Here is a 13,307-nt window from a genome sequence, read left to right on the forward strand (position 1 = left end):
TGTGCCGGGTCGCGCGCGTCTCCGCGTGTGATTTCTTTTGGCTCGCATGTGGCGAGCACCGTGGCGCCGGGCGGCGACGTAATAAACGTCACTCGCGGAGACACGCGCGACCCTCACAGCGAAATAAAAATGGGCGAACCAAAACTCTGGTCCGCCCATTTTTTGTATTCTCAAGCCAGCTTACGGCTTTGTTGTATCAGTAGCTGCTTTTTCTGGTGTAGACAGGGAATCAGGTGCATTCTCCACGTTCCCGTTATTTTTACCGCCTGGTTTGAATTGTTTCTCCCACTCAGAAAGCTGGTTCAGCATCTGGAAGGAAGAAAGGATATCATTGGCGAAGTCATACTGTTTACCGGACAGATTTCCACCTTTACCATTCATGATATTGTACGCCTCTGCTGCCAGCTGTTCGTTGGGCAGCGGCTCTCCGAGGGAGCGGTAGTAGGTCATTTGCTGTTCCAGGTCTTTTTTCAGCGACTTAGCCACTTTTTCCGCCAGGGTGAAGTCTTCTGCGCGGTAAGAGGCGAGCAGGAAGGTCATGCTCACACGGTTGTGGAAGTTACCCCTGTTGCTGGTGAAACCATAAGGCAGGTTCTCCTGCATTACGTTCTTGTCGTATTTCTGCAGCACTTTACGGGCGCTATCCAGCTTTCCTGTTTCTGCCAGGTGCAGGCCCAGGAAGGCATGCGCCTGACGGATACTGTTGAGGTGTCTGCGGTTTTCTTCATCGAAGTAAACGCCGGGACGCTCAGCACCGCCGTACACGAATTTCTCCATCACGTTCCTGTAGCTGTCGTCCACACCGATCTGTGAATTCTCGATGGGCACCAGTCTGTAGGAGAGACCTTCCATACGTGCATATTTTTCCAGACCCAGTTCTTCCAGTTCCTGTGTGGAAGTGAAATAGATGGGGCGTTTCCATTTGTTGGCAGCGATCATCGCCAGTACGGCGAGGTCATTTTTCTGGAGATATCCTTTTTTGATATCCAGTTTAAGCTCGCTCACGATAGAATCACCCGGATTGAGTTTGAGTTCTTTCCTTGCTGCTTCCACATCAACAGGGATGCTCACCTTATTGGATGGCAGCACGCTCATCGGCTCGTCTTCATACATGTTCACCTGGTTCTTGGCCACATCACTGGCGGTAACATTCTTCAGGAGTGTGTAGAGATCGTAGTATTGATTGGGATCATATCCCTGCAGCGGAGCAGTGAAGTTGCTGCGGCGGAGATAATCGGCTGTGAACACGATATCGCGTCTGCTGCCCTGGATCTGTTCAGGCGTGAAGATCACGTCTGTAGGAGCGCTTTCGTTCACTTTGTAGCGAAGCTGGTTGATATACCAGTCAGTACCAAGCAGGCTGTAGTTGATCACGCGGAGGTCTTTACGAATGCCTTCCACTTCCTGTGTGTACCAGAGCGGGTAAGTATCATTATCACCGAAGGAGAGCAGGATCGCGTTTGGTGCACAGCTTTCCAGGTAATCCTTACCGAGGTCGCGTGCCAGTACTTTCTTGCTGCGGTCGTGGTCATCCCATTCCTGTGAAGCCATCAGCACGGGCACTGCCAGCAGGGTAACTGCAAAGGCTGCGTATCCTGCAACGGTGGCGCTGACTTTTTTCTCCAGCAGTTCTTTCAGCCAGATCACACCCAGACCGATCCATACAGCAAATGCGTAGAAGGATCCTACGTAGGCGTAGTCACGCTCACGTGGCTGGTAGCCGCTCTGGTTGAGGTAGATCACAATGGCGAAGCCTGTGAAGAAGAACAGGAGGAAGTTCACGAGGAAATCCTTCTTTGTTCTGTTAAGCTGGAACACGAAGCCGATCACTCCAAGGATGAAAGGCAGCATGTATAATTTATTGTTCGCTTTATTGTCTTTGCCGGCAGTATCAGGCAGTACATCTGGTGTTGCGTGGCCCAGGGCCTTATCGAAGAAGGTGATACCGGTATTGAAGTTTCCGTCGCGCGGATTGCCAAAGCCCTGAAGGTCGTTCTGTTTTCCGGCGAAGTTCCACATGAAGTACCTCCAGTACATCCAGCGGAACTGGTAGTCTGCGAAGTAGCGGATATTATTACCGAAAGTGGGCTGTTCTCCGTCCATCATGCCGCCGAATGCGCGGTATACATACTCCTGGTTCCTTTCATTACCGTTGTCGTACATACGTGGGAAGATATGTGGCCCTATCTTGCTGACATCCCAGTCGGGGTGCTGATTCTGGATCTGTCTCAGATCATCTTCAGAAGGAGCGGCGCTGTAATCCTGTTTGCGCATCTTTCCTGCCACTTCATACTTGCCGTCTCCTTTGATATAAAGGTCGCCAGAAGTAACATACGGAGAACGGTATACGAAGTCCGGTCCGTAGAGGATCGGCCAGTCGCCATACTGATCACGGCTCAGGTAACCTACCAGGCTCACCGGATTGTCCACATTATACATATCCACGGTAGGATTAGCATTGGAGCGTACAAGCGTGGTGAAATAGGTTGAGTAACCGAGGATCACAAAGATGGTGCACCAGATACCGATCTTCAGGAAGGAAGTGATGCCTTTCCTGTTATAGTACAGCACCAGCAGTACTGCTGCGATGGCAACCAGCAACAGCAGGAAGCTGCCGCCTGATTTTGCAAACGGGAAGCAGAAAAGCAGGATGATGGAACCGAGCCAAACAGGGAAGAGGGTGAATTTCTGAACACCTGCTTCTGTGAAACGGAGACCGATCACCAGCAAAGCGGCCAGCAGGGCAAAGTAAATGCCGAACCCTACAAAGAAAGGCATGCCGAGCTCATTGGTGAAGAAGATATCGAAGTTTCCGGCGCCTCTGATGCTCCACTGGATCACTACCACCTGCACGATGCCTGTGAGCACACAGCCGATCAGGAAGGCAAAGAAAGTGCCCCATTTGGAAACCTTATAGCGCTTGAAGTAATAAACGAGTACGATAGCGGGGATGGTCAACAGGTTCAATAAGTGAACACCGATGGAAAGACCCATCATAAAGAAGATGAAGATGATCCAGCGGTCAGCGCGACTGAACTTATGACCGTCAGTCTTGCTTTCCAGGTCCACTTCATGCTCCCATTTCAGGATGGCCCAGAATACGATGGCTGTAAAGAAAGAGGAGAGGGCATATACCTCACCTTCTACAGCGCTGTACCAGAAGGAATCAGAAAAAGTATAAGCGAGTGCGCCAACTGCGCCTGCTGCCATTACGATGAAGGTCTGGCTTTTGTCCAGCACTTCAGCGCCTTTCTGTACCAGTTTACGCGCAAAGTGGGTAATGGTCCAGAAGAGGAACAGAATGGTGAAGCCGCTGGCGATAGCATTCATGAAGTTCACGCCCATGGCTGCGGAAGTGGGATCGTCGCCAAAGAGGATGATGAAGAACCTGCCTAAAAGCACAAAGAGGGGAGCGCCCGGTGGGTGGGGGATCTGTAATTTGTAAGCACTGGAAACGAACTCACCGCAATCCCAGAAACTGCCGGTGGCTTCCATGGTCATAATGTACACAGTGCAGGCAATCAAACAGACTATCCAACCTACTATGTTATTTACCCGGTTGAAATTCATAATGCATTTATTTTTTAAAAACTTGGGCAAATATAGGGGAAGGGATGAAGAAATGGTAGCGGTTGAGGGAATAATAAGGATCATAATATAGGGAATGTATGTTATTGGGTTGGTGGTTGTTGGGCCGGTTGGCTCGGGAGGGGTATGGTGATCCCGGCTGAAAAACATACCCACACCTGTGGGATTTTTATTTGACGTTGAGGGGAGAGTTGGGGCTGGAGTGCAGGGATGGGCAATGGAATGGTATGTTTTGAGGCCGGATCACTCATACCCGCTCCCTCTGCCCAACCGGCCGGGCCCCCGAATTATTCCATCAACCGCGGGTGGAAGGAGGAAGGGGGACGGGTGAATCAGCCCCTATGAATAGCAGGCATTAAAATGGCCGGTAAAATGAACTGTTCAAAAAACGGTATATTGTTAAAATACAGAATACTAATCTGTTACAAATTACAAATGAAGTATTAATGCATGCTCTTACATCTGCTAAATCAGTAATGTGTCAGAAAAAAGCGGGAGAGATATGGACCGGAAAACGCAGTAAAGTTTACTTCGGGTGATGCACCCGCACCCCCTCTCCCCACCCCCAGACGGTAGGAGTATTTTGAATATCCCTGGAGATCCTGGTGCTGCACATCCTGGGTGACAAGGCGCAATGCGGGGATATGAAGAAAGGTCTTGAAAACATACGTTCCTATGCCCGGCTTTGTACCAAAGCCCCGACACTCCCTACCAAAGTCCAATAGATCCATCTAAAAGGTGTGGGTATGTTTTCCAACCGCCCTTCATATCCCCCTTTGCGCCCCCAAAAGCACAACGCACAATCAATAAATCAAATATGGATTTTATTCAAAATAGATCCTCACCGTCTGATAAAACAACCTGTTCTGCATGGAGGCGCTTTGCTCGGTGAATCCCTGCAAGCCGAACAGACCGGCAGCATTCCCTTTATTAATGGAGATTTCCATATAACCCGCGGAGTTGAACAGGGCCAGTTTTTCGCCTTCGGGTACATCGGCGTAGGTCTCGCTGATGGTTGTGATCATCTCATTCCTTTTGAACACGATCTTGAAGCTGCGTCCACGGCGCTGCATTTCGAATTGTTCGCGGGTGACGTTGACGATGATGTTCTCGAAGTTGTCGATAAAGATGATCTGACCTTCGATCCAGTTTTCGCCCAGGAGGGGGCGGAGGTGATTTTTTTCGGAGTAAGCTACATCGGGTACGCCGATATGCTGGAGACTGGTGCCGTTGATGAGTTCCTGAACGGCTTCGCCCATAACGCGGGCGCAGTAAAGCGTGTTCTTGATGGCGGAGCGGTCGAGCTGCAGACCGATCACCATTTCCGGTTTGTCTTCCAGGATCATGCTGAGCAGGCCATTGTCTGCACAGAGGATATACTGGTCTTTGTGGTAGGCCAGGAGGAGCTGTTCCGGTTTTTTCTCAAAGAGGTTCACCAACAGGATATGGTAGGAGAAAGGAGGGAAGTTCCTGATGGCATTGCGGCATACATAAGCAGCCTGCGGATAGTTGAAAGGAGAAATGGTATGGGAGATGTCTACCAGGGTGAAACCCGGGTTCACCTGTAACAGTTGTCCTTTCACCGCCCCCACGAGGTAATCCTGCTGACCTATATCAGATGTGAGGGTGATGATAGCCATTTAGCGATGGGTAGTTTTATTTAACCAGTTCTCCGTTTTTATAAAAGAATTTGTGGACGAGTTTATCGGCCAGGGAGGGGAAGAACCGGTTCATGAATACGGTGCGCTTGCCGGTGGACGTTAGTACCAGGGTGCGTTTTCTTTTTTCCACGGCTTTGATGATATGCTGGGCGCATTCTTCGGCTGTCATCATTTTGCCTTCTTCCATGGAGGACTCTCCCTGAGGATTTCCTTCCTGGTTGAGGGCCACATGGCGGATATTGGAGGCTGTAAAGCCGGGGCATACCCACATTACGTGAACGCCTGCATCCAGCATTTCAGTACGGAGGGCTTCCATCCAGCCCTGGAGGGCAAACTTGGAAGCGGAATAACCGGTCCTGCCGGGCAGTCCACGGTAACCCGCAATGGAACTTACACCTACAATAATGCCTTTGCGCTCCATAAGGGAGGGCAGGGCGTATTTGGTACAATATACGGCTCCGTAAAAGTTGATGTCCATCACGCGGCGGAGAACATCCAGGTCTGCGTCCTTGAACAGGGCGCGCATGCTGATGCCGGCATTATTGATAAGGATATCGATGCCACCGAAGGTTTTGATGGTGGATTCGATGAACCTTCTGGCTTCATTCTCGTTGGAGATATCGCAGGTCATAGTATGCAACATCACATTGGTATGCTGCATCTGGAGGGTATAGAGTTTATCGTGATTGCGGCCACAGGTGGCAACCCTGGCACCTTCATCGATGAATGCTTCCACGAGTGCTCTGCCTATTCCATCGCTCCCGCCTGTGATGACTACAACCTTATCTTTGAATACCGACATGACCTTTATTTATAGTACAAAAATAGGGAATGGAAGGCAGATTGCCGCTGGCAGTTACATAAATATTAAATATATTTAATATGTTTATGGCGCTCGGTTTTTACCAACGGCAATATGCCTCACCGTTAGGTCTGCCATGAGATGCTAATATAGCTTAGTAGTAAGTTAATCTCCATGCCGGAAATGCTCCGGTAAAATATTTACTTCACATATACCGGTCAGGCAGGTCTTTTCTGCAAGTATCCCTCTGTTGGCCTGAACGGAGTTCCATTTTAATTGTGATTGGCGCATATTCCTGATGCACCGTGTTTGTAGCAACTCCCTCCATACACCCATTCCGTGGCACACGCCGCTATCAGCGGAAGGGTATACCATGAACTATTGATCACAATTAAACTTTATCTGATGAAAAAAATGTACACTGCCATCCTGACTCTATTGGTCACCGTTATATCCATGCCTTCCATCGCCCAGGTTACCCTGAGCGCCGATGGCCCGGGAAATACTTACAGTCTCATCGAGTCCAAAGGATTCGGTGTTGAGAATCCTGATTGTCAGCACAGCTCCTTCGGACCACATGTAACAGAAGTGTTCGACAATACCCTCAATAAATATGTATTCGTTTTTCACAGCCATCACCTGCTCGATAATGATCGTTGTACCAATGAAGACCGCACACGCATGGAGATCAAAGGCGGCAGTGGCTCTCCGGCAGACCTTCAGCATACCAGCGGACAAATAGCATTCTATCGCTGGAAATTCAGGCTGGATGCAGGATTTAAGCCCAGCAGCCGTTTTACCCATATCTTCCAGATCAAGGCCATTGACGGTGATGATGGCGCTCCGCTCATTACTATCACACCCCGTGCAGGCAGCCCTGAGAAAATGCAGATCATTCACAGCACAGGATCCGGCTCCGGTGGACTTGGCACGGTAACACAGGTTGACCTGGCACCTTTTAAAGGCCAGTGGGTGGAAGCTTACGTGAAATATAAAAGCGCTGAAGGTTCAGCAGGTACTTTCGAGATCATACTTAAGAGACTGAGTGATGGCGCCACCCTGCTGAGTTATAGCAATAACAGCCTCGATATGTGGCGGACAGACGCTTCTTACAATCGTCCCAAATGGGGCGTGTACCGTGGCAAGGATGATGCGCTGCGCGATGAAGAAGTTCGTTTTGCAGACTTCTGCATTACGGAAAGCAGCGCCAGTCTTTGTCCCAGCGATATCGGTACTCCGCCTCCGGCCTGTACGCCGGTTACTGCCAGCAGTGATGATGGAAATATTCCGGATAATGTGCTGGACAATGACCTGAATACCCGCTGGTCTGCTACCGGAGACGGACAGTGGATCCAATTCTGCCTGGCCAATCCCACACCGGTTAGTGGTGTGCAGATCGCTTTTTATAATGGCAACTCACGTACCTCCACATTTGATGTACTGGTGGGCAATGACGGGCTTAACTGGACCAACGCCGCTACCGGCAGGGTCAGCAGCGGATCCACTACAGCACTGGAAACCTTCACTTTTACTCCTGTCACCGGAAAGTATATTCGAATAGTAGGGCATGGCAATAGTGTGAATGCCTGGAACAGTTATACTGAAGTGAAGATCCAGACGGGTAGCGGAGGATCGCAGACCTTCATACTCAACCCTGAAGCAGATGCGTATGTGCGGGACGGCAGCAATGCGGCCACCACGCATGGCACCACGGATGCTGGTCTGCTGATCACCAAACTTTCTCCTTCCGGACAACTCAACAATGCACGTGAATCTTATCTGCGCTTCAATGCTGCTTCCGTTTCAGGCACCATCACAAGCGCAACCTTACGTGTGTATGGAAAGATCGATCTTACCACTACACCCAGTGTGCCTATTGGCGTATATGCGGTTTCAAATATCACCTGGAGTGAATCCACGCTCACCTGGAACAACAAACCTCCCACCGGCACAGGCCTCGATACCAGCACCGTTACCAATACTGCATATGCTTATATCCCTTTTGATGTAACTGCCTACCTGCAAGCCGAGCTGACAGCGGGGCGAAGTAAAGTTTCTTTTGCGATGAAAAGTCTCACAGCCCACGATCCACGGGTGTTCTGGAATTCCAGAGAAGCAGGAAGTAACCTGCCACAGCTGGTAGTAACTACAGGGCCGCAGGAATCCGGAGCTCCTGATACACATCGCGAGACCCTGATGATCGAAACAGGCCGTGATAAAAAGAAGGAAATGAGTGTTCGCATGTTACCCAATCCATTCAGGAATGGAGGGATCATTGAGTTTCATCTGCCGGAGGCCGGACAAACCAGCCTGGTAGTATACGATATCACTGGTCGTCAGGTTGCGCAACCTGTGAACGGTGTTTTGCAGGCAGGTAATCATCGTGTACCATTTGCGCAACCCGGCAATGGAGGCGTATTCATAGTAAAGCTTGTTCACAAAGGAAAATCAATTACCACAAAGATCAGGCAGGAGTAAACATCCTGCTTCAAGCCCTTCACGGCCGCAACAGGCGGACATAACATTGCTTGTTCACCAAACAGTTGAATCATATGAAAAAAACATCTACCAATTCATTATCCAAAATCCGGAGCATATTGCTCCTGCTGTTTTCTCTTGTTTGTGCATTGCAGGGATTTACAGCCACCATCAATGTATCGTCTCTCAGCGCACTGCAAACTGCTATCAATAATGCCAGCGCCGGGGATGTGATCATTCTCGCCAATGGCGTATATACAACCACTGCCAATATTACTATCACCAAACAGGGAACGGCCGCGCTGCCCATCACCATCCAGGCGCAAAGTATACTGGGAGCAGAGATCCAGGGATCTTACGGTTTTACCGTGAACAGTCCTGCCAGGTACATCATCATCAAAGGGTTCAAATTCACACATGCTTCTTCAAAAGCGGCCATGGCAAGTGGCACCAGTTTCATCCGCTTTACGCAGAACCTTTTCCAGACCACTGGCGATGGTGATTATTTATCCATCAATGGCAACGACCAGCAGGTGGATTACAATACTTTCCAGAACAAGAACTCACTGGGAAAATTCATCATCGTGCGCGGTACCGGCAGCCAGATCGCACAGCGTCTCTGGATCCATCATAATTATTTCTACAACCAGGATCCGCAATCAGGCAATGGTAATGAGACGATCCAGTTCGGACTGAGCGGTTACAGTATGTCGAATACCAACAGCATTTTTGAACATAACCTGTTTGAAGAATGCGAAGGGGAGAATGAACTGCTCTCCGTAAAAGCTTCGGAGCTCACCATCCGTTTCAATACCATCCGCAACTGCCCGGCACAACTCACGCTGCGTCATGGCAACCGCTGCCTCGTATATGGCAACTATTTCCTGAATACGCCGGGGATCCGCATCTTCGGCGATGATCATAAAATATACAGTAATCACTTTGAAGGCTGCAGTCCTGCCATCAATATGGGTAATGGCGATGGAGAAGTGGCCGACGGTGATGCGCTGACCGTGCATGACCGGCCCGACAGAAACTTTATTGTTTACAATACACTAGTGAACAACACCACCAATTACACCCAGAGCGGACGCACAAACGGACTGGGCTCTACCGTTACAACATTTGCCAACAATATCATACAGGGTGGTGCGGCAGCAGCCAGTATATCCGGCCCTTATACAAGTTCCACCTGGAGCAATAATATTCTTTATCAAACCACCGGGGCCGGCTCCATGCCATCGGGCGGTTATACAACCGTTAACCCGCTGTTGGCAAGGGATGCAACAGGAAGTTTCCATTTGCAAACCGCAAGTCCTGCTATCAATGCAGGTTCTGGTTCCTACTCATGGGCCAATACAGATATGGATGGTCAGACCAGGTCGGGAACCTTCGATATCGGCGCTGACGAAGTGAGCGCTGCTTCAGTGAATGCTCAGATCCTTACTGCCTCGCTGGTGGGACCAAACGCAGGAATGCCTGCACCAGGCTGCGTACCTGTATCTGCCAGCGCAGATGATGGCAACGTGCCGGCCAATGTGCTGGACAATGACCTGAACACACGCTGGTCTGCCAGCGGTAATGGTCAATGGATCATGTTCTGTCTCGGAGATACCCTTCCTGTAACAGGAGTACGGATCGCGTTCTACAATGGCAATGTACGGGCTTCCCTGTTTGATATCCAGGTGAGCAATAATGGCAGCAGTTGGACCAACGTGGCTACCGGCCTCCAAAGCAGTGGAACTTCCACCGCCCTTGAAACATTCTCTTTTACACAAACACAAACCAAATATGTACGGATCCTCGGGCATGGCAATACTGTGAATGCCTGGAACAGTTATACCGAAGTAGTGATCGTACAACAGACCAATGCTGCTCCAACCGTGAGCCTCAGTTCTCCTGCCAATAATGCCAGCTACACAGCACCTGCAACAGTAAATATAACAGCAACAGCTGCGGACAGTGATGGCACCATTTCCAAAGTTGAATTCTTCGACGGCGCTACCAAACTGGGTGAAGCCACCTCTTCTCCCTATACGTATAGCTGGACCAATGTTGCGGCAGGTAACTATTCCATTACCGCCAAAGCCACAGACAATGGCAATGCCACTGCTACATCCACCGCTATAAACATCACTGTAAGTGCCGCGCCTCCCTGCGATCCGGTGAGTGCAAGTGCCGATGATGGCAATGTTCCTGCCAATGTGCTGGACAATGACCTGAATACACGCTGGTCTGCCAGTGGTGACGGGCAGTGGATCCAGTTCTGCCTGGGTGATACCATGACTGTTTCAGGTGTGCAGATAGCATTTCTCAGTGGAAATGTGCGCACCAGCACTTTTGATGTGCTGGTAGGTAATAACGGAACTACCTGGACGACTGCAGCGGCAGGCCGCGTCAGCAGCGGAGCCAGCACTGCCCTGGAGACTTTCACATTCACTCCGGTGAATGGAAAATATGTGCGTATCGTAGGCCATGGGAATAGTGTGAACCTTTGGAACAGCTATACTGAAGTAAAGATCCAGAGCGCTGCTATGATGAATTCAAAATCCCCGGTGAATAGTTTGAGCATAGATAAACAGCCTGTTCAGAGAACGTCCATCATCACTTATCCCAATCCGTTCCGGAGCAGTAGCAATATCAGTTTCAATATTGCTGAAGCCGGACAAACGGAATTGTCTGTATTTGATATGCAGGGAAGAAGAGTGGCAGTTCTGGTGAACGGGTACCTGTCTGCCGGAGAGCACAAAGCTGTATTCACGCCACCTGCGGGCGCCAAAGGTATTTACCTGATGAGGCTCGCGAATGGCGGAAAAATGGTTACGCATCGTGTAATGCAGGAATAAGGATAACTCATTGATCAGATTCCATTAACCAAACCTATCTTATATGACCAATCCTATCAGTTTTTATTCCTGGCGGCCCTTTATATTGTGCTGCCTGGCATTGATGCTGTTGTTCCCTTTCGCGCATGGGCAAACACTGCCTGCTAATTTCACGCGCGTACAGGTGGCAACAGGATTAACGGGCGCTACCGCCATGGCCTTCACGCCTGATAACCGGATACTGGTTTGTCAGAAAAGCGGGGAGCTCCGTGTTGTAAAAAACGGAAGCCTGCTCAACACGCCGGCAATCTCATTGTCGGTGAATACGAGTGGTGAGCGCGGGCTCATCGGCGTGGCCGTAGATCCGAACTTCGCTACCAACAATTACATCTACCTGCATTACACGCATACCACGGGGCCACATAACCGGGTAAGCCGTTTCACGCTCGGATCCAATGACCTGGCTACCGGCGAAACGGCAATACTCGATCTGCCCACACTGAGTGGTATTTATCACAATGGAGGTGGGCTGGCTTTTGGTCTCGATGGTAAATTATTTGTGGCAGTAGGAGAGAACCAGGTGGGATCCAATTCCCAGAACCTGGATAATTATCTCGGTAAGATCCTTCGTATCAACACAGACGGTTCTGTGCCTGCCGGCAATCCATTTACGGGTAATGCAGCGCGCAGCCGTATCTGGGTGTATGGTCTCCGCAATCCTTTCACCATAGCTGTGGATCCGGTGAGCGGCAGACTGCTGGTGAACGATGTGGGCAATGCCACCTGGGAAGAGATCAATGATGCCACTACGGGCGGTCTCAATTTCGGCTGGCCAACCAAAGAAGGCATGTGCACAAGCGGCTGTACAGGGTTTACCAATCCATTGTATGTATATGCCACCAACCGGACTGACCCTCCACCTAACGGGCAGGGATGTGCGATAAATGGCGGCACCTTTTTCAATGGAGCTATCAGCAATTATCCTTCCACTTACAATGGCAAATACTTCTTCCTTGACTATTGCGGGGCATGGATCGATTATATCACTCCCACCAGCGGTGCTTCCCGTACAGGATTCGGCTCTTCCTTGAGCCAGGACAATGTGGGCATCAGACAGGGGCCTGACGGCAATCTGTATTACCTGCGTATCGGTAACAATACCCTGTACAAGATCCTTTATGCGGGAGGAACATCTGCTCCCATCATAACCACTCAACCTGCAAACCAGGTAGCTCCGGTGGGTGGCTCTGCTACTTTCTCGGTAGCGGCAACCGGCAGCCCTGCTCCAACTTACCAGTGGCGCAAAGGCACAACCAATATTTCCGGCGCCACAGCCAACAGTTATACCATCAGCAATGTACAAGTCTCCGGTGCCGGCACCTACAATGTGGTAGTGACCAATTCCGTTGGCTCTGTTACCAGTAACAATGCCACCCTCACGGTAAGCCAGCCACCTACGGCCACCATCAGCAGCCCCGCCAACGGTACGCTTTTCCGCTCCGGTGACCAGATCAGTTTTGCAGGCAGCGGTTCTGATCTGGAGGATGGCGCCATCCCCGCAGGTAAATACAAATGGTGGATCGTATTCCATCATGCAACGCATACCCATCCGGGACCCCAGGTGCCCAATGGAGTGGCAGCTGCCTCTTTTGTGGCAGACCTCGCCGAGCACAATGAAACCAATGTCTGGTACAGCATTCATTTTTCTGTGGAAGATTCACAAGGCGTGTTGGATACCGCTTTTGTTGAAGTATTCCCTATCACTTCCAATCTCAACCTGGCCACTGTTCCATCAGGATTGCAGGTAACCCTTGACGAAGTCCCTTTCCCCGCACCATACAGTACAGAAGCGGTGTCCGGAATGCACAGGAATATCTCTGCTGTTTCACCGCAAACGGTCAATGGTGTTACTTATGTTTTTGATCACTGGAGCCAGGGTGGAAGCGCTGGCCA

At 50.3% G+C, this 13,307-nt stretch carries 6 protein-coding genes; 3 read left to right on the forward strand and 3 right to left on the reverse strand.

Going from position 1 to position 13,307, the window contains the following annotated elements:
* Window positions 1-180: 180 nt before the first annotated feature.
* The 3 genes from ACTHMC_RS26105 to ACTHMC_RS26115 form a co-directional block, all read right to left on the reverse strand.
* The gene (locus tag ACTHMC_RS26105) at window positions 181-3,570 is read right to left on the reverse strand and encodes a protein O-mannosyl-transferase family (protein ID WP_440417814.1); all 3,390 of its coding nucleotides are present in this window, start codon (window positions 3,568-3,570) and stop codon (window positions 181-183) included.
* A gap of 842 nt (window positions 3,571-4,412) precedes the next feature.
* On the reverse strand, window positions 4,413-5,228 hold the full coding sequence (locus ACTHMC_RS26110) for an SAM hydrolase/SAM-dependent halogenase family protein (protein WP_440417815.1): 816 nt from the start codon (window positions 5,226-5,228) through the stop codon (window positions 4,413-4,415).
* A 16-nt stretch (window positions 5,229-5,244) separates the two neighbouring features.
* A complete protein-coding gene (locus tag ACTHMC_RS26115) occupies window positions 5,245-6,051 on the reverse strand; it encodes an SDR family oxidoreductase (RefSeq protein WP_440417816.1) in 807 nt (268 codons plus the stop codon).
* Between the two features lie 405 nt (window positions 6,052-6,456).
* Here ACTHMC_RS26115 and ACTHMC_RS26120 point away from each other — a divergent pair, with 405 nt between their 5' ends.
* The 3 genes from ACTHMC_RS26120 to ACTHMC_RS26130 all read left to right on the forward strand — a co-directional run.
* Window positions 6,457-8,529: a CBM96 family carbohydrate-binding protein gene (locus tag ACTHMC_RS26120; protein WP_440417817.1), complete on the forward strand. Its 2,073-nt coding sequence runs from the start codon at window positions 6,457-6,459 to the stop codon at window positions 8,527-8,529.
* Between the two features lie 74 nt (window positions 8,530-8,603).
* The gene (locus ACTHMC_RS26125; RefSeq protein ID WP_440417818.1) at window positions 8,604-11,375 is read left to right on the forward strand and encodes a discoidin domain-containing protein; all 2,772 of its coding nucleotides are present in this window, start codon (window positions 8,604-8,606) and stop codon (window positions 11,373-11,375) included.
* Between the two features lie 43 nt (window positions 11,376-11,418).
* The coding region (locus ACTHMC_RS26130; protein ID WP_440417819.1) for a PQQ-dependent sugar dehydrogenase at window positions 11,419-13,307 on the forward strand (1,889 nt) is incomplete at its 3' end.

The organism is Pseudobacter sp. (assembly GCF_051955275.1).
In the GTDB taxonomy this organism is placed as follows: domain Bacteria; phylum Bacteroidota; class Bacteroidia; order Chitinophagales; family Chitinophagaceae; genus Pseudobacter.

Bases quoted from the DNA above. Each gene is read 5' to 3' on its own strand.
- ACTHMC_RS26105 (WP_440417814.1), bottom strand. From the start codon at position 3,570: ATGAATTTCAACCGGGTAAATAACATAGTAGGTTGGATAGTCTGTTTG.
- ACTHMC_RS26110 (WP_440417815.1), bottom strand. From the start codon at position 5,228: ATGGCTATCATCACCCTCACATCTGATATAGGTCAGCAGGATTACCTC.
- ACTHMC_RS26115 (WP_440417816.1), bottom strand. From the start codon at position 6,051: ATGTCGGTATTCAAAGATAAGGTTGTAGTCATCACAGGCGGGAGCGAT.
- ACTHMC_RS26120 (WP_440417817.1), top strand. From the start codon at position 6,457: ATGAAAAAAATGTACACTGCCATCCTGACTCTATTGGTCACCGTTATA.
- ACTHMC_RS26125 (WP_440417818.1), top strand. From the start codon at position 8,604: ATGAAAAAAACATCTACCAATTCATTATCCAAAATCCGGAGCATATTG.